Raw genomic sequence first — 17,694 nt, forward strand, 5'->3', positions numbered from 1 at the left:
AATCTTTGCGCATTCTAACAGTAACATTCGGGGGAACAATGATTTTAGGTAACCGATTAGCCACAATTATTTTGAGGTTAATCGGCAGGGGAACCGGATCACCAGCGGGCGGGTCTTTCCGCGTTGAGGTTGTCCATAATGGTCCTGAGTGGGATGCCATCCGGGAAGATGAGATCGGGGGCGACTTCAAACAGCGGCCAGAGCATAAACCCGCGATTTTTCATGTCGTAATGCGGAACGGTGAGACGTTCAGTGCTAATGGTCTCGTGACCAAACAGCATAATGTCGAGGTCCAGCGTGCGCGGTCCCCAGCGCTCGGCTTTGCGTACGCGGCCCTGCTGCAGTTCGATACGCTGGGTGTTATCCAGCAGCGTTTCGGCATTCAGAGCGGTTTCCAGCACCACGGCGGCATTGAGATAATCAGGCTGATCCTGCGGACCCAGCGGCGGGGTACGGTAGAAAGAGGAGACCGCCACGATCTTGCTTTGCGGGATCTCCCCCAGCGCCTGTACGGCAGCGTTCACCTGCTCCAGCGGAGAGGCTAAATTGCTGCCGATGGCGATATACGCGAGGGTCATGCTGTCCCTTCACGACGCGGCGCGCGTTTGCGCGGACGACGATGGCGGCGACGCGGTTCCGGCTCTTCATCCAGCCCGGTTAGCATATCTTTTTGCTCCGGCGGTGCGGAAACCTGGAATTCAGCCCACCACTGCGCCAGGCGCTGCAGCTCCTGGTTGCGTTCAATTTCAGCACGCAGCGACAGCAGATCGAAGGCGGCGCGGAATTTTGGATGCTCCATCAGCTTCCAGGCGCGTTTGCCCTGACGACGGGACATGCGCAGCTGAAGCTGCCAGATATCGCGCACCAGCGTGGTAATGCGTTTTGGAATAGCGAGCGTACGGCACCCTTCGTCCAGCACGTCGTTTGCGGCCAGCGCGAAGGCATCATAGTAGGCAAGCCCGCTCTCCTGGGTAATTCGCTGGGCCGTTTCGAGCAGCGGATACCAGAACATCGCCGCAAACAGGAACGCCGGATTGACGCGCATGTCGTTGCGAATACGGGTATCGGTATTTTTCAGCACCTGCGCAATCATCCGCTCCATTGGGCTGTCACCGCTTTCGGTGAAGTAGCGGGTAATGGTCGGGAACAGCGGCTGGAAAAGGTTGTATTCGCGCAGCAGATTGTAGGTTTCAAAGCCGTGGCCGGCCTGCAGCAGCTTCAGCGCCTCTTCAAACAGGCGAGCAGGCGGCACGTCGTTAATCAGCGTCGCCAGGCGCGGAATCGGCTCTGCCGTTTCCGGGCTGATGCGCATATTGAGCTTGGCGGCGAAACGCACGGCGCGCAGCATACGCACGGGATCTTCGCGATAGCGCGTTTCCGGCGTGCCAATCAAACGGATCAGACCTTCTTTCAGGTCCTGCATGCCGCCGACGTAATCACGCACGGTGAAATCCGCCACGCTGTAATAAAGGCTGTTGATGGTGAAGTCGCGACGCTGGGCATCTTCTTCGATAGAGCCGAAGATATTGTCACGCAGCAGCATGCCGTTCTGGCCGCGCTGTGACGTGGTGCGATCGGATGCGCCGGCTTCGTGGTGGCCGCGGAAGGTCGCCACTTCGATAATTTCCGGCCCAAACATCACGTGAGCCAGACGGAAACGGCGGCCAACGAGACGGCAGTTGCGGAATAATTTGCGCACCTGCTCAGGCGTGGCGCTGGTCGTCACGTCGAAATCTTTTGGTTTTTTGCCCAGCAGTAAATCACGTACTCCACCGCCCACGAGATAGGCCTCGTAGCCCGCTTTATTCAGACGATAGAGCACCTTGAGGGCATTTTCACTGATATCTTTGCGGGAAATAGTGTGCTGCTCACGCGGAATAACCGACATGTGTGGCTGTGCAATAGCATCGTTCGCCATGCTCTCTTCGCGGCTTAGCACTTTACGGCAAAAATTAGCGACTCGGGTAAAAATGGTACACCTCGTAGTGTGTTTTGTTATGAAAAAAGCGGCTAATCATAGCTCAGCGCAACGCATTTGAGAATGCTGGATTTTTGGCACTGCCGCGAGCGTCCAGTTGGCAACGGCCATTTTCAGCAGTTCGTCAATACGCAGATCCTGCCATTCGTTGGTTACATTCTGGTTGAGAAATCGCAGCGCGTCGATCAAAACAGGACGCGGATCGCCGTCTGGCAGGGCCGGGGCGTGGTTCTGCTTTGACAATTTAAAGCCCTGCGCATTGACCGCCAGCGGCAGATGAATGTAGTCCGGTGCCGTCCAGCCAAACTGGTGATACAGCGATATTTGTCGCACCGTCGGTTCGACCAGATCCGCCCCGCGCACAATTTCCGTCACGCCCTGAAAACGATCGTCGACGACCACCGCCAGGTTATAGGCAAACAGGCCGTCACGGCGGTGAATAATAAAATCCTCACGCGCCAGGCGTTCATCGGCATGAACCTCACCGGAGAGGAGATCGGTAAAGCGCGTCACCGGGGAGCGCTGCTTTATACGTACGGCGGCATTTTCCGGGGGAAGATTAAGCGTGCGGCAGTGGCCGTCATAGACGCCACCCACGCTCTGGATACGCGCGCGGGTGCAGGTGCAGTTATAGGAAAGTCCCCTATCGCGAAGCCAGGCCAGACGTTCCCGATAGGCATCGTGACGTTTTGACTGCCAGAGCACCTCGTCATCCCAGTGAAGACCGTAATGTTCCAGCTGACGCAGAATCGTCTCTGCAGCACCGGGAACTTCACGCGGGGGGTCAATATCTTCAATGCGGACAAGCCATTTTCCCAGGCGGGCGCGAGCCTGCAGGTAGCTGCCGAGCGCGGCAATTAATGAGCCGAAGTGTAATTCACCGGAAGGAGATGGCGCGAAGCGCCCAATATAGTGTGATTCAGACATATCAACAGTAACAAGGCGGGAGAGACTCCCGCCTTTAGAGTGTGTAAACAGCGCTGGTATTAACCGGCCATCTGTTTTTCGCGGATTTCGGCCAGCGTTTTACAGTCGATGCACAGATCGGCGGTTGGACGCGCTTCCAGGCGACGAATACCGATTTCAACACCGCAGGATTCACAGTAGCCAAAATCTTCGTCTTCGACTTTTTTCAGCGTTTTCTCGATCTTTTTGATCAGTTTGCGTTCGCGGTCACGGTTACGCAGTTCGAGGCTGAACTCTTCTTCCTGAGCGGCACGGTCTACCGGATCCGGGAAGTTAGCAGCTTCATCCTGCATATGAGTAACGGTGCGATCGACTTCATCCCTGAGTTGATTACGCCATGCTTCAAGAATACGCTTGAAGTGCGACAGCTGGGCTTCGTTCATATACTCTTCGCCCGGCTTCTCTTGATACGGCTCCACCCCAGCGATGGCGAGAATACTCAGGGACGATGTTTTACGGTTTTGCCCTTCTTGCATGTTGCTTCTCCTTAACACGCACTATCGATCCCCGTGTTGGGGGAAAAATCAGGTCGCTATAAATAGCAGATGCTTTTCCGTATGGCAATTATCTAAACGTAACACTTGACAAGCCTGTGAGGAAAAGCGTATTTGCGCACGCGGCCAGAACACTTATTCGACAATCGTCTAATCCCTTATAAGACAATGGGAAGAGAGGATCTCAGAGTCATATTATCGGCAGAAAGTTCCGCTTTATAAGCGAAAACCTCTACCCCCTGCTTTTGTGCCTCATTCAACAATTGCGCGTATTTAGGATCAATATGGCGGGCAGGGGAGAAACGTTCAATGGCTGAATGCAACACCGCAAACAGCAATACGGCGCGTTTGCCCGCCGCCGCAACACTCATTAGCTCTCGCAGATGCTTCTGGCCACGTAGCGTTACCGCATCCGGGAAGTAGCCATTTTCCTGTTCCGCTAACGTCACTGATTTTACTTCAATATAGCACTCGGGCCTGTCTTCCGCCTGTAACATGAAGTCAATTCTGCTGCCTTCATCGCCATATTTCACTTCACTTTTATGCGTGCCATATCCCACCAGTTCGGGAATGGTGCCAAGGGTCAGCGCTTCCTTAACCAGCTGATTTGCGCGCTGGGTATTGACGCAAATAAATGCCCCGTTTTGCGTTTCGGTCACTTCCCAGGTATGGGCATATTTGCGTTTACTATTTTCTGATGTGGAATACCAGACTCTGTCACCCGGCGTCGCGCACCCCGTCATGGCGCCGGTATTGGGGCAGTGCAGGGTGAGCTGAACCCCTTCGGGGGTAATCACGTCGGCGAGGAAGCGTTTGTAGCGTTGGATAAGCGTGGCGTGCTGCAGGGGAGGACTAAACTTCATCGGAATTCCTTTCGGTGTTGCCCAGCGTCCAGCGCTGTAGCGGCGTATAGCGGGTGCGTCCCTGTGCAAAGACGGATTCGTAAAGCGCGAATGCGTTGACCGGAAAGGCCCAGTGAAAACCCGGCGGCGGGATGGCAACGGCCTGACCGGCATCGCGCAGCAGCGTGATATGTGGATGAAACGGCTGTGGGCTCTGATAACAGCCGCTGCGCGCCGCCTGGGCGCGCAGCATACTCGCCAGCTGCAATAATCCGCGCGGCGGCTGGCGCGTTCCCAGCCACACCACGCGCGAACGCGGCCACTGGCCCGCGTCGTCGAGGTGCAGCGTAAATTCCGGCTGGGCAATACGCCCGGCCATTGCGGCTAACGCCCGCTGTTTTTCGGCACTGACGTCGCCCAAAAAGGCCAGCGTCAGGTGCAGGTTGGCCGCAGCGACAGGGCGGCCTGCTTCCGGCGGAAAGCAATCGGCACGCCAGCGAACAATTTGACGCTGTATGGTGGTGGGCAATTCAATGGCAAAAAACAGCCGTTTCGACTCAGGCATACGGAGGACTCGGTAATGATATGCGCCGATGCTACAATGTACGCCGACTAATGTTAACCCTCTGGAGCTGTTAGTGTCCTCATTGCCGGTCGCCGTCATTCTTCCTGAGCTTCTCGCTGCCTTACACCATGCCCCGCAGGTTTTGCTGAATGCTCCTACGGGCGCGGGCAAGTCCACCTGGCTGCCGCTGCAGATTCTGAAAGACGGAAACATCAGCGGGAAAATTATCCTGCTGGAGCCGCGCAGGCTGGCCGCGCGCAACGTGGCGCAGCGTCTGGCGGAACTGCTGAATGAAAAACCGGGCGAAACGGTAGGTTACAGGATGCGTGCCGAGACCTGCGTTGGCCCGACCACGCGTCTTGAAGTGGTCACCGAGGGTATTCTCACCCGCATGCTGCAAAACGATCCTGAGCTGACCGGCGTCGGGCTGGTGATCCTCGATGAATTCCACGAGCGCAGCCTGCAGGCGGATCTGGCCCTCGCGCTGTTGCTGGACGTGCAGCAGGGGCTGCGCGACGATCTCCGGCTGCTTATTATGTCGGCCACGCTGGATAACGAGCGGCTACGACAGGCATTACCCGATGCGCCGGTCATCAGCTCGGAAGGGCGGGCGTTTCCGGTTGAACGCCGCTATCAGCCGCTTCCCTCCCATCAGCGTTTAGACGAGGCCGTCGCCATTGCCACCGCTGAGCTGCTGCGCCAGGAAGCGGGTTCCCTGCTGCTGTTTTTGCCCGGCGTGGGCGAAATCCAGCGCGTGCAGGAGCAGCTTTCTACCCGCGTAGGCGGCGACGTGCTGCTTTGCCCGCTCTACGGCGCGTTGTCGCTACAGGATCAGCGTAAAGCCATCCTTCCGGCCCCGGCGGGGCAGCGCAAGGTGGTGCTGGCAACCAACATTGCTGAGACCAGTTTGACCATTGAAGGGATTCGCCTGGTGGTGGATAGCGCGCAGGAGAGGGTGGCAAGCTTTGATCCGCGTACCGGGCTGACTAAACTCCTGACGCAGCGCATCAGCCAGGCGTCGATGGTGCAGCGCGCGGGCCGCGCGGGGCGTCTTGAGCCGGGCATATGCCTGCATTTGACCAGCGCGGAACAGGCTGAACGCGCCGCACAGCAAAGCACGCCGGAAATTTTACAAAGCGATTTGTCTGGTCTGGTGATGGATCTGCTCCAGTGGGGCTGCCCGAACCCTGAGCAGCTCACCTGGCTTAATCCTCCTCCTGTCGTAAACCTCACCGCTGCGCGCATCCTGCTGACTCAGCTCGGCGCGCTGGAAGGCGAGCGTCTGACGGCGCGCGGCCAGAAAATGGCGGCGCTGGGCAACGATCCGCGTCTGGCCGCGATGCTGGTGGCCGCGCAAGGGGATGATGAAATTGCCACGGCGGCAAAACTGGCGGCTATTCTTGAGGAGCCGCCTCGCGGTGGCAGCAGCGATCTGGGGCAGGCGTTTTCGCGCAGCCAGGGGAACTGGCAGCAGCGTGCGCAGCAGTTGTGCAAACGCCTGAATAGCCGGGGAGGAGTGCCTGACAGCGATAAGATTGCCTTCCTGCTGGCCCAGGCATTCCCGGACAGGATCGCGCGTCGGCGCGGGCTGGACGGTCGCTACCAGCTGGCAAACGGCATGGGGGCGATGCTGGACAGCGATGATGCGCTGACGCGTCACGAATGGCTGATCGCCCCGCTGCTGCTGCAGGGCAGCCATTCTCCGGATGCGCGTATCCTGCAGGCGATTGCCGTAGAGATTGACGCCCTGACGCGTGCCTGTCCGCAGCTGCTTCAGCAATCTGATACCGTGGAATGGGATGACGCCCAGGGCACGCTGAAGGCCTTTCGTCGCAGCCAGATTGGCAAGCTGACGTTAGGAACGAAGCCGCTGGCGAAGCCGTCGGAAGACGAGCTTCACCAGGCGATGCTGAACGGAATTCGGGAAAAAGGGCTGAGCGCCCTGAACTGGACGCCGGAAGCGGAGCAGTACCGCATTCGTCTGCACTGTGCCACGAAGTGGCTACCGGAATACGGTTGGCCTGCGGTGGATGACGAGACGCTGCTCGCTACGCTTGAGCGCTGGCTACTGCCGCAAATGAGCGGCGTACACACTCTGCGAGCCCTTAAGGCGCTTGATGTTAAGACCGCGTTACAGAATTTACTGGACTGGTCATTACGTCAACGTCTGGATAGTGAACTGCCAGGGCATTACACTGTGCCGACCGGAAGCAGGATTGCCATCCGTTATCATGAGGATAATCCGCCGGCGCTGGCGGTTCGGATGCAGGAGATGTTTGGTGAAGCCACCACGCCGTCCATTGCGGAAGGGCGTGTGCCGTTAGTGCTTGAGCTACTGTCGCCTGCGCATCGTCCATTACAAATCACCCGAGATCTGGGGGCGTTCTGGGCGGGAAGCTACCGTGAAGTGCAGAAAGAGATGAAGGGGCGATATCCCAAACATGTCTGGCCGGACGATCCGGCGAATACGGCGCCGACGCGGCGAACGAAGAAATATTCGTAAAAGGGGAGTGCGGCCTGATGCCCTCACCCCGGCCCTCTCCCACGGGGAGAGGGAGAAAACAAATTTTGAGAGATTTCTTCTTTCACAGGCCTGTGAAAGAAAAGAAAATCTGGCCTGTGCGCCTGAAAGTTGCGGAGAAAAAGCATGGCGGGGAATGACCGCGAGCCAATAGGACGTAAGGGAAAACCAACGCGTCCGGCGAAAGAAAAGGTAAGCCGTCGTCGCCTCAGAGATGAGGACTATGACGATGACTATGAAGACGATTATGAGGATGAAGAACCGATGCCGCGTAATGGAAAAGGCAAAGGGCGTAAGCCTCGGGGCAAACGCGGCTGGTTCTGGCTGCTGCTGAAGCTATTTATTGTTTTTGTCGTGCTGATGGCGATTTACGGCGTGTATCTGGATCAGAAGATCCGCAGCCGTATCGACGGTAAAGTCTGGCAGCTACCTGCGGCAGTGTATGGCCGTATGGTGAACCTTGAGCCAGATATGTCCATCACCAAGAACGAGATGGTCAAACTGCTGGAAGCCACCCAGTATCGTCAGGTGTCTAAAATGACCCGTCCTGGCGAATTTACCGTGCAGTCCAACAGCATTGAGATGATCCGTCGCCCGTTTGATTTCCCGGACAGCAAAGAGGGGCAGGTGCGCGCGCGTCTGACCTTTGACGGCGATCGTCTGGACACCATCGAGAACATGGATAACAACCGTCAGTTCGGTTTCTTCCGCCTCGATCCGCGTCTGATCACCATGCTTTCGTCAGCAAACGGCGAGCAGCGCCTGTTCGTGGCGCGTAACGGCTTCCCGGATCTGCTGGTTGATACCCTGCTGGCAACCGAAGACCGTCACTTCTACGAGCACGATGGCATTAGCCTCTACTCGATTGGTCGTGCGGTGCTGGCTAACCTGACTGCCGGTCGTACCGTGCAGGGAGCGAGTACGCTGACCCAGCAGCTGGTGAAAAACCTGTTCCTCTCCAGCGAACGCTCTTACTGGCGTAAAGCGAACGAAGCCTACATGGCCGTGCTGATGGATGCGCGCTACAGCAAGGATCGTATCCTTGAGCTGTACATGAACGAGGTGTACCTCGGTCAGAGCGGCGATAACGAAATCCGCGGCTTCCCTCTGGCGAGCCTGTACTACTTTGGCCGTCCGGTAGAAGAGCTGAGCCTGGACCAGCAGGCGCTGCTGGTGGGCATGGTGAAAGGGGCGTCCATCTATAACCCGTGGCGTAACCCGAAACTGGCGCTGGAGCGTCGTAACCTCGTTCTGCGTCTGCTGCAACAGCAGCAGGTGATTGACCAGGAGCTGTACGACATGCTGAGCGCGCGTCCGCTAGGCGTTCAGCCGCGCGGTGGCGTGATTTCGCCTCAGCCTGCGTTTATGCAGCTGGTGCGTCAGGAGCTGCAAAGCAAGCTCGGTGATAAGGTCAAAGATCTCTCCGGCGTGAAGATCTTCACCACCTTTGACTCCGTGGCACAGGATGCGGCCGAAAAAGCGGCCGTTGAGGGCATTCCGGCGCTGAAGAAACAGCGCAAGCTGAGCGATCTGGAAACCGCGATGGTGGTGGTTGACCGTAACTCCGGTGAAGTTCGCGCCATGGTGGGCGGTGCCGAGCCGCAGTTTGCAGGCTACAACCGCGCCATGCAGGCGCGTCGCTCAATCGGCTCTCTGGCAAAACCGGCAACCTACCTCACAGCCCTGAGCCAGCCAAATCAGTATCGCCTGAATACCTGGATTGCGGATGCGCCGATCTCCCTGCGCCAGCCTAACGGTCAGGTCTGGTCACCGCAGAACGATGATAAACAGTTCAGCGGCCAGGTCATGCTGGTGGATGCGTTGACCCGTTCCATGAACGTGCCAACGGTGAACCTGGGCATGTCGCTGGGACTGCCGGCAATTGTCGATACCTGGCAAAAACTGGGCGTGTCGAAAGATCAGCTGCACCCGGTGCCGGCGATGATCCTCGGCGCGCTTAACCTGACGCCGATCGAAGTGGCGCAGGCGTTCCAGACCATTGCCAGCGGGGGCAACCGTGCGCCGCTGTCTGCCCTGCGCTCAGTGATTGCCGAAGATGGCTCCGTGCTGTATCAGAGCTTCCCACAGGCGGAGCGTGCCGTTCCTGCTCAGGCCGCCTATATGACGCTGTGGACGATGCAGCAGGTTGTGCAGCGCGGTACCGGGCGTCAGCTTGGCGCGAAGTATCCGGGTCTGCATCTGGCGGGTAAAACCGGGACCACCAACAACAACGTCGATACCTGGTTTGCCGGAATTGATGGCCGTGAAGTGGTGATCACCTGGGTAGGCCGCGACAACAACCAGCCGACCAAGCTGTACGGCGCGAGCGGGGCGATGTCGATTTACCAGCGCTATCTGGCGAATCAGTCTCCTGTGCCGCTGAATCTGGTCGCGCCGGAAGATATAGTCGATATGGGCGTGGACAGCTCCGGTAACTTCGTCTGCGGCGGTGGAATGCGTACGCTGCCTGTCTGGACCGCAAACCCGGACTCGCTGTGCCAGCAAAGCCAGCCAGAACAGCCAACGGGTAACCCGTTCGACCAGTCTTCTCAACCACAGCAGCCGCAGCAGCAACAGCCGCAGCAGCAGAATGAGAAGAAAGACAGCGACGGTGTCGCGGGCTGGATTAAAGACATGTTCGGCGGTAACTAACCTTTTAAAGCCCTCTTCCCTGGAAGGGGGCTTTTTTTTACCCGTAAACCTCATTTCGTTAACCCTTGCTTTAACTCTGATTAACCCTTCGTTTTCGCTTGATGATTTCTTAAACCCTTAATTCTCATAGGGCCGCTTACTGCTTGCTATGCAACCAGCGTTTCGCATATTATTCTGGTGCTCATAATAATAATTCTCGTTTACGTTATCATTCACTTTCACATCAGAGATTCAACATGGCGCTTTCCAATACTGCTCAGCCAATGAACACGTCGCTGCGTAAGCTCGCGGTCGTCGTCGCCACAGCGGTTGCCGGCATGTCTGCTTATGCTCACGCGGCCGAAACCCCGAAAAAAGAAGAAACCATTACGGTAACCGCAGCACCTGCGGCACAGGAAAGTGCCTGGGGGCCTGCTGCGACCATCGCCGCACGGCAATCCGCGACCGGAACCAAAACGGATACCCCTATTCAAAAGGTTCCGCAGTCTATTTCTGTGGTCACGGCCGAAGAGATGGCGCTGCATCAGCCGCGCTCGGTGAAAGAAGCCCTGAGCTATACGCCGGGCGTTGCGGTAGGCACGCGCGGCGCGTCTAACACCTATGACTATTTGATCATTCGCGGCTTCGCGGCCGATGGTCAGACGCAGAATAACTACCTCGACGGCATGAAAATGCAGGGGAACTTCTATAACGACGCGGTGATTGATCCTTATATGCTGGAGCGCGCCGAGATCATGCGCGGTCCGGTTTCCGTTCTGTACGGCAAAAGCAGCCCGGGCGGCTTGCTGAACATGGTCAGTAAGCGCCCAACAACCGAGCCGCTGAAAGAGATCCAGTTCAAAGTCGGCACGGATAGCCTGTTCCAGACCGGGTTTGACTTTAGCGATGCGATCGACGACGACGGCGTTTACTCTTATCGCTTAACGGGCGTTGCGCGTTCTAATAACGCCCAGCAGGAGCGTGCGGAAGAGCAGCGTTACGCCATCGCGCCATCGTTCTCCTGGCGTCCGGATGATAAAACCACCTTCACGTTCCTCTCCTACTTCCAGAACGAGCCTGAAACGGGCTACTACGGCTGGCTGCCAAAAGAGGGAACGGTTGAGCCGCTGCCGAACGGCGATCGTCTGCCGACGAACTTCAACGAAGGCGCGAAGAACAATACCTATTCCCGTAACCAGAAAATGGTGGGATACAGCTTCGACCACGAGTTCAACGATACCTTTACCGTGCGTCAGAACCTGCGCTTTGCCGAGAACAAAACCTCGCAAAACAGCGTATACGGTTATGGCGTCTGTACCGACCCGGCAAACAGCGGCAACAAACAGTGTGCCGCGCTAGCGCCATCGGACAAAGGCCATTATCTGGCGCGTAAATACGTTGTCGATAACGAAAAGCTGCAGAACTTTACCGTTGATACCCAGCTGCAGAGCAAATTCTCAACCGGCGAGGTGGACCACGTCCTGCTGACCGGCGTTGACTTTATGCGCATGCGAAATGACATCAACTCCTGGTTCGGTTACGACGACTCTGTTCCGCTGCTGGATCTCTACAATCCGGTGAACAGCGATTTTGATTTCGGCTCAAAAGATCCCGCGACCTCCGGTCCATATCAGATCCTCAACCGTCAGAAACAGACGGGGCTGTACGTTCAGGATCAGGCGCAGTGGGATAAAGTGCTGGTAACCCTGGGCGGCCGTTATGACTGGGCCGATCAGGAATCCTACAACCGCGTGACGAACACCACCTCCAAACGTGATGATACCCAGTTCACCTGGCGCGGTGGCGTTAACTATCTGTTTGATAACGGCGTAACTCCGTACTTTAGCTACAGCGAATCGTTTGAACCGGCTTCGCAGACCGATGCCCAGGGCAAGCTGTTCTCGCCGTCTAAAGGCAAACAGTACGAAGCGGGCGTGAAATACGTGCCGAACGATCGTCCGATCGTCGTCACCGGCGCGTTGTACCAGCTGACCAAAACCAACAACCTGATGGCGGACCCGGCGGGCTCCTTCTTCTCGGTTCAGGGCGGTGAAATCCGCGCGCGTGGCGTAGAACTGGAAGCGAAAGCGGCCCTGTCTGCGAGCGTCAACCTGGTGGGGTCTTATACCTACACCGATGCGGAATACACCACGGACACCACCTACAAAGGCAACACGCCTGCTCAGGTGCCAAAACACATGGCATCGTTGTGGGGCGATTACACCCTGTTTGACGGTGCGCTGTCTGGTCTGACGCTGGGTACCGGCGTGCGTTACACGGGCTCAAGCTATGGCGATCCGGCGAACTCCTTCAAGGTGGGCAGCTACACCGTTGTCGATGCGCTGGTCAGATACGATCTGGCACGCGTTGGACTGGCTGGCTCAAACGTGGCGCTGCACGTGAACAACCTGTTCGATCGTGAGTACGTTGCCAGCTGCTTCAATACCTACGGCTGCTTCTGGGGTGCTGAACGTCAGGTTGTTGCCACCGCGACCTTCCGCTTCTAATCTCTCTTCGGGCACGGTTCGCCGTGCCCTTTTTATTTAAGTTGGCTGATATGCAGGACATTCAAACGCAACCCGACACCACCTTTACGCTCAACCATCTCTCCTTTCGCGTACCCGGGCGCACGCTGCTGCATCCGCTCTCTCTGACGTTTCCGGCCGGTAAAGTGACGGGACTGATTGGTCACAACGGTTCCGGTAAATCCACGCTGCTCAAGATGCTGGGGCGCCATCAGCCGCCTTCAGAAGGCGATATTCTGCTGGATGACCAACCGCTGGAGAGCTGGAGCAGTAAAGCCTTTGCCCGCAAAGTGGCCTATCTGCCGCAGCAGCTGCCGCAGGCGGAAGGGATGACGGTGCGTGAGCTGGTGGCGATTGGGCGTTATCCGTGGCACGGTGCGCTTGGGCGCTTCGGCGTCGCCGACAGAGAGAAGGTGGAAGAGGCGATTGCGCTGGTCGGGCTAAAACCGCTGGCGCACCGTCTGGTGGATAGCCTGTCCGGCGGCGAACGTCAGCGCGCGTGGATCGCGATGCTGGTGGCGCAGGACAGCCGCTGTCTGCTGTTGGATGAACCGACCTCTGCGCTGGATATCGCCCATCAGGTCGACGTCCTGGCGCTGGTGCATCGCCTGAGCCAGCAGCGTGGCCTGACGGTCATTGCGGTCCTGCACGATATCAACATGGCCGCGCGCTATTGTGACTACCTCGTCGCGTTGCGCGGGGGCGAGATGATTGCCCAGGGGACACCGGCCGAGCTGATGCGCAGCGAAACGCTGGAACATATTTACGGTATTCCGATGGGTATTCTGCCTCACCCGGCCGGGGCTGCACCGGTGAGCTTTGTCTACTGATGCTGAATAACACACGCATTAGCCGCCGTCGCCTGCTGACGGCGATGGCGCTCTCGCCGCTGCTGTTAAAAATGAATACGGCGCGTGCCGCCGCCGTCGATCCGCACCGTATTGTGGCCCTGGAGTGGCTGCCGGTCGAACTGATGATGGCGCTCGGCGTCACGCCCTATGGCGTGGCGGACATTCCTAACTATAACCTCTGGGTGAACGAGCCAAAGCTGCCGGACTCGGTAATCGACGTCGGTCTGCGAACGGAGCCAAACCTTGAGCTGCTCACCCAGATGAAACCCTCGTTCCTGTTCTGGTCAGCGGGCTACGGCCCGTCAGAGGAGACTATGGCGCGCATTGCGCCAGGACGTGGATTTGCTTTCAGCGACGGTAAAAAACCGCTGGCCGTGGCGAAAAACTCGATTAACGAGATGGCGCATTTCCTCAACCGCGAAGCGGAGGCCAAAAAGCATCTCGACGAATTTGATGCCCTGATCGACTCCCTGAAGCCGCGCTTTGCTCACCGGGGCGATCGTCCGCTGCTGATGGTGACGCTGCTGGATGCCCGCCATATGCTGGTCTTCGGTAAAAACTGTCTGTTCCAGGAGGTGCTGGACAGCTTCGGCATTCGCAATGCCTGGGAAGGGGAGATGACCTTCTGGGGCAGTACCGCCGTGGGTATCGATCGTCTGGCGGCGTTTCGCGATGTGGACGTGCTCTGTTTCGACCACGGGAACGAACGCGACATGCAAACCCTGATGGCGACCCCGCTCTGGCAGGCGATGCCGTTTGTACGCGAGAAGCGCTTCCAGCGCGTCCCGGCGGTCTGGTTCTACGGTGCGACGCTGTCGGCCATGCATTTTGCCCGCGTGCTGGATAACGCCCTGGGAGGTAAAGCATGAGTACGCGTATCGCCCGCTTCCCGGCGCTGCTGTTATCCCTGCTTTTTCTGGTTGCGCTGGTATTAACCGGATTCAACCTCTCCGCGGCCTTACCACGCGCGCAGTGGGGGGCCGCTCTGGCCTCGCCGGATATCGACAATATTCAGCAGATGCTGTTCCACTACAGCCTGCTGCCGCGTCTGGCGATCTCCCTTTTGGTCGGGGCCGGCTTAGGGCTGGTGGGCGTGCTGTTCCAGCAGGTTTTACGTAACCCGCTGGCAGAGCCAACCACGCTCGGCGTCGCGACCGGCGCGCAGCTTGGGATCACCATCACCACGCTGTGGGCGCTGCCGGGAGCGTTAACCTCGCAGTTTGCGGCACTCGCGGGGGCGTGCGTGGTGGGCGCGCTGGTCTTTGGCGTGGCCTGGGGCAAGCGCCTTTCTCCTGTAACGCTTATTCTGGCCGGGCTGGTGGTGAGCCTGTACTGCGGGGCGATTAACCAGCTGCTGGTGCTGTTCCATCACGATCGGCTGCAAAGCATGTTCCTGTGGAGTACTGGCACGCTCACCCAAACCGACTGGAGCGTTGTCCTGCACCTGTGGCCGCAGCTGGCTGGCAGCGTCGTGCTGACGCTGCTGCTCCTGCGCCCTCTGACGCTCATGGGGCTGGATGATGGCGTGGCGCGTAACCTGGGGCTGGCGCTGTCGCTGGCTCGTCTGGCGGCGCTGACGCTGGCGATTGTATTAAGCGCCCTGCTGGTCAACGCGGTCGGCATCATCGGGTTTATCGGCCTGTTTGCGCCGCTGCTGGCGAAAATGCTCGGGGCGCGTCGCCTGCTGGCGCGTCTGATGCTGGCGCCGCTGATTGGGGCCCTGATCCTCTGGCTTTCCGATCAGCTTGTTCTCTGGCTGGCGCAGGTCTGGAGGGAAGTGTCCACCGGCTCGGTGACCGCGCTTATCGGGGCGCCGCTGCTGCTGTGGCTGCTCCCGCGCCTGCGCAGCATGAGCGCACCGGCGATGGACGCCGGCGATAAAGTTTACGCTGAACGTCGGTCGGTGCTGTGGTTTAGCCTTGCCGGTCTGGCTGTGCTGATTATCGCTTCGTTTGCGGCGCTCTCATTTGGACGCGATGCCGTGGGCTGGCACTGGGCGACGGGGGATTTACTCAATGAACTGGTGCAGTGGCGCTGGCCGCGTATCTTCGCTGCGCTGATCGCAGGGGTAATGCTGGCGGTGGCGGGGTGCATTATTCAGCGTCTGACCGGCAACCCGATGGCAAGCCCGGAAGTGCTCGGGATCAGCTCTGGCGCCGCCTTTGGCGTGGTGCTGATGCTGTTCTTTGTGCCGGGGAATGCGTTTGGCTGGCTGATGCCTGCCGGCAGTATCGGCGCGGCAGTCACGCTGATGATTATCCTGATTGCTGCCGGTCGCGGCGGATTTTCGCCGCACCGCATGCTGTTGGCCGGGATGGCGCTCAGCACCGCATTTACCATGCTGCTGATGATGCTGCAGGCCAGCGGCGATCCGCGTATGGCGAAGATCCTGACCTGGATTTCCGGCTCTACCTACAACGCCACCGGCAGCCAGGTCTTCTGGTCCGGGATCGCAATGCTCGTGCTGCTGGCGATGGTGCCGCTGTGCCGCCGCTGGATGACCATTCTGCCGCTCGGCGGCGAAACCGCGCGCGCGGTGGGAATGGCGCTGACGCCAGCGCGCGTGGCCCTGCTGCTGCTGGCGGCGTGCCTGACGGCTGTGGCAACCCTGACGATTGGACCGCTGAGTTTTGTCGGATTAATGGCCCCGCACATTGCCAGAATGATGGGGTTCCGCCGGACGATGCCGCATATTGTGATGTCGGCACTGACGGGCGGGATGATGCTGGTGTTTGCGGACTGGTGCGGAAGAATGGTGCTGTTCCCGTATCAGATCCCGGCGGGTCTATTGTCGACCTTTATCGGTGCGCCGTACTTTATTTATCTGTTGAGAAAGCAGAGCCGGTAATAAAAGTAAACGGCAATCCTTAGATTGCCGTTTTAGTGTTTGCTCCCTCTCCCCGTGGGAGAGGGTTGGGGTGAGGGCATCAAGCCGCACATCTTACAGCTTCGCAAACACCTTGCGCGCCGCGTCGATGGTGTTATTGATATCTTCTTCGCTGTGCGCCACGGACATAAAGCCCGCTTCGAACGCGGACGGCGCCAGGTACACGCCTTCTTCCAGCATCAGGTGGAAGAAGCGCTTGAAGCGTTCAACGTCGCACTTCACCACGTCCTGATAGCAGGTCACGGTTTTCGCATCGGTGAAGAAAATCCCGAACATGCCGCCCACATGGTTGACCACCAGAGGGATACCGGCCTCTTCTGCGGCTTCCAGCAGACCGTTTGCCAGCTGCGTGGTCAGGTCGGTCAGGGTTTCGTGAATACCCGGCTGTGCCACTTCGGTCAGGCAGGCAAAGCCCGCCGCCATGGCGATGGGGTTACCGGAGAGCGTGCCCGCCTGGTAAACCGGACCGGTTGGCGCCAGGGCTTCCATCACGTCCTTACGACCACCGAAAGCGCCGACCGGCATGCCGCCGCCGATGATTTTGCCGAGGCAGGTCAGGTCCGGCACGACGTCGTAGTAAGACTGGGCACCCGCCAGCGCGACGCGGAAGCCGGTCATGACTTCATCGATGATCAGCAACGCGCCGAACTCGTCGCACAGGGCACGCAGTCCCGGCAGGAAGTCAGGCTGCGGTGGGATGCAGTTCATGTTGCCGGCAACCGGCTCAACGATGATGCAGGCGATCTCCTGCGGATACTGCTCAAACGCCGCGCGAACGGTAGCAAGATCGTTGTAGGTGCAGGTCAGGGTGTGCTTCGCGAAATCTGCCGGTACGCCAGGCGAGTTCGGCTGGCCGAGCGTCAGCGCGCCGGAACCGGCTTTCACCAGCAGGCAGTCCGCATGACCGTGGTAGCAGCCTTCGAACTTGATGATTTTATCGCGACCGGTAAAACCGCGCGCCAGGCGGATGGCGCTCATGGTGGCTTCGGTACCGGAGTTCACCATACGCACCATGTCCATGGTAGGCACCAGCTCGGTCACCAGCTCCGCCATTTTCACTTCCATTTCGGTTGGCGCACCGAAGCTCAGGCCGCGCTGGGCGGCTTCAATCACCGCGTTACGAATGGCAGGGTGGTTGTGACCCAGCACCATCGGTCCCCAGGAACCTACATAATCGATATAGGCTTTGCCATCGACATCATACAGATACGCGCCGTCAGCACGTTCGATAAACAGCGGCGTACCGCCCACGCCGGTGAAGGCGCGCACAGGTGAGTTCACGCCACCCGGAATAAGCTCGCGGGCTGCACTGTAGAGGTTTTCAGACTTGCTCATGTCGTCGTTCCTGGTTCGAATAAAATGGTTAAGCCCACTATTCTATGTGATTCGGGGAAGGTTATGAAATTTTTAGCCGGGCAATGCTTTAAGATTTGT

Annotated in this window: 13 protein-coding genes; 6 read left to right on the forward strand and 7 right to left on the reverse strand. The window is 58.5% G+C overall.

All coding sequences use genetic code 11. The features are described 5' to 3' along the window. Positions 1 to 98: 98 nt before the first annotated feature. From folK to thpR, 6 genes are all read right to left on the reverse strand, one after another. Positions 99 to 578 (reverse strand): 2-amino-4-hydroxy-6-hydroxymethyldihydropteridine diphosphokinase, encoded by a 480-nt coding sequence (gene folK, locus ACOTZC_RS08410; protein WP_126303557.1) that lies wholly within the window; start codon positions 576 to 578, stop codon positions 99 to 101. Then, positions 575 to 1,972: a polynucleotide adenylyltransferase PcnB gene (gene pcnB / locus ACOTZC_RS08415; RefSeq protein ID WP_072162357.1), complete on the reverse strand. Its 1,398-nt coding sequence runs from the start codon at positions 1,970 to 1,972 to the stop codon at positions 575 to 577. The genes folK and pcnB overlap by 4 nt, the downstream gene beginning before the upstream one ends. Positions 1,973 to 2,014: 42 nt before the next feature. Then, on the reverse strand, positions 2,015 to 2,905 hold the full coding sequence (gene gluQRS / locus ACOTZC_RS08420) for a tRNA glutamyl-Q(34) synthetase GluQRS (RefSeq protein WP_023310435.1): 891 nt from the start codon (positions 2,903 to 2,905) through the stop codon (positions 2,015 to 2,017). 59 nt (positions 2,906 to 2,964) lie between these two features. Further along, entirely contained in the window at positions 2,965 to 3,420 is a 456-nt protein-coding gene (dksA, locus tag ACOTZC_RS08425; RefSeq protein ID WP_001155232.1) for an RNA polymerase-binding protein DksA, read from the reverse strand. Positions 3,421 to 3,596: 176 nt separating this feature from the next. Continuing rightward, on the reverse strand, positions 3,597 to 4,301 hold the full coding sequence (gene sfsA, locus ACOTZC_RS08430) for a DNA/RNA nuclease SfsA (RefSeq protein ID WP_045401080.1): 705 nt from the start codon (positions 4,299 to 4,301) through the stop codon (positions 3,597 to 3,599). After that, positions 4,291 to 4,845, reverse strand: a complete 555-nt coding sequence (thpR, locus tag ACOTZC_RS08435) for an RNA 2',3'-cyclic phosphodiesterase (protein ID WP_126303555.1) — start codon at positions 4,843 to 4,845, stop codon at positions 4,291 to 4,293. Before thpR ends, sfsA begins: the two co-directional genes overlap by 11 nt. Positions 4,846 to 4,918: 73 nt before the next feature. Here thpR and hrpB point away from each other — a divergent pair, with 73 nt between their 5' ends. The 6 genes from hrpB to fhuB all read left to right on the forward strand — a co-directional run bounded on the left by hrpB (position 4,919) and on the right by fhuB (position 16,221). Beyond that, positions 4,919 to 7,348 (forward strand): ATP-dependent helicase HrpB, encoded by a 2,430-nt coding sequence (gene hrpB / locus ACOTZC_RS08440; RefSeq protein ID WP_126303554.1) that lies wholly within the window; start codon positions 4,919 to 4,921, stop codon positions 7,346 to 7,348. A 144-nt stretch (positions 7,349 to 7,492) separates the two neighbouring features. Beyond that, positions 7,493 to 10,018 carry a bifunctional glycosyl transferase/transpeptidase gene (gene mrcB, locus ACOTZC_RS08445; RefSeq protein WP_023310439.1) on the forward strand — a complete coding sequence of 842 codons (2,526 nt, stop codon included), beginning with the start codon at positions 7,493 to 7,495 and terminating at the stop codon, positions 10,016 to 10,018. Between the two features lie 236 nt (positions 10,019 to 10,254). Continuing rightward, the gene (gene fhuA / locus ACOTZC_RS08450; protein WP_239631937.1) at positions 10,255 to 12,504 is read left to right on the forward strand and encodes a ferrichrome porin FhuA; all 2,250 of its coding nucleotides are present in this window, start codon (positions 10,255 to 10,257) and stop codon (positions 12,502 to 12,504) included. Positions 12,505 to 12,554: 50 nt separating this feature from the next. Continuing rightward, on the forward strand, positions 12,555 to 13,352 hold the full coding sequence (fhuC, locus tag ACOTZC_RS08455; RefSeq protein ID WP_033144663.1) for a Fe3+-hydroxamate ABC transporter ATP-binding protein FhuC: 798 nt from the start codon (positions 12,555 to 12,557) through the stop codon (positions 13,350 to 13,352). Next, entirely contained in the window at positions 13,352 to 14,242 is an 891-nt protein-coding gene (fhuD, locus tag ACOTZC_RS08460) for a Fe(3+)-hydroxamate ABC transporter substrate-binding protein FhuD (RefSeq protein WP_023310442.1), read from the forward strand. The genes fhuC and fhuD overlap by 1 nt, the downstream gene beginning before the upstream one ends. After that, positions 14,239 to 16,221: a Fe(3+)-hydroxamate ABC transporter permease FhuB gene (gene fhuB, locus ACOTZC_RS08465; RefSeq protein ID WP_248169350.1), complete on the forward strand. Its 1,983-nt coding sequence runs from the start codon at positions 14,239 to 14,241 to the stop codon at positions 16,219 to 16,221. Before fhuD ends, fhuB begins: the two co-directional genes overlap by 4 nt. Before the next feature lie 93 nt (positions 16,222 to 16,314). Here fhuB and hemL read toward each other — a convergent pair whose 3' ends face one another. Then, the gene (hemL, locus tag ACOTZC_RS08470; RefSeq protein WP_023310444.1) at positions 16,315 to 17,595 is read right to left on the reverse strand and encodes a glutamate-1-semialdehyde 2,1-aminomutase; all 1,281 of its coding nucleotides are present in this window, start codon (positions 17,593 to 17,595) and stop codon (positions 16,315 to 16,317) included. Positions 17,596 to 17,694 lie beyond the last annotated feature (99 nt).

The sequence above is a fragment of the Enterobacter cloacae complex sp. SHL009 genome, assembly GCF_049237205.1.
Classification (GTDB): Bacteria; Pseudomonadota; Gammaproteobacteria; order Enterobacterales; family Enterobacteriaceae; genus Enterobacter; species Enterobacter cloacae_M.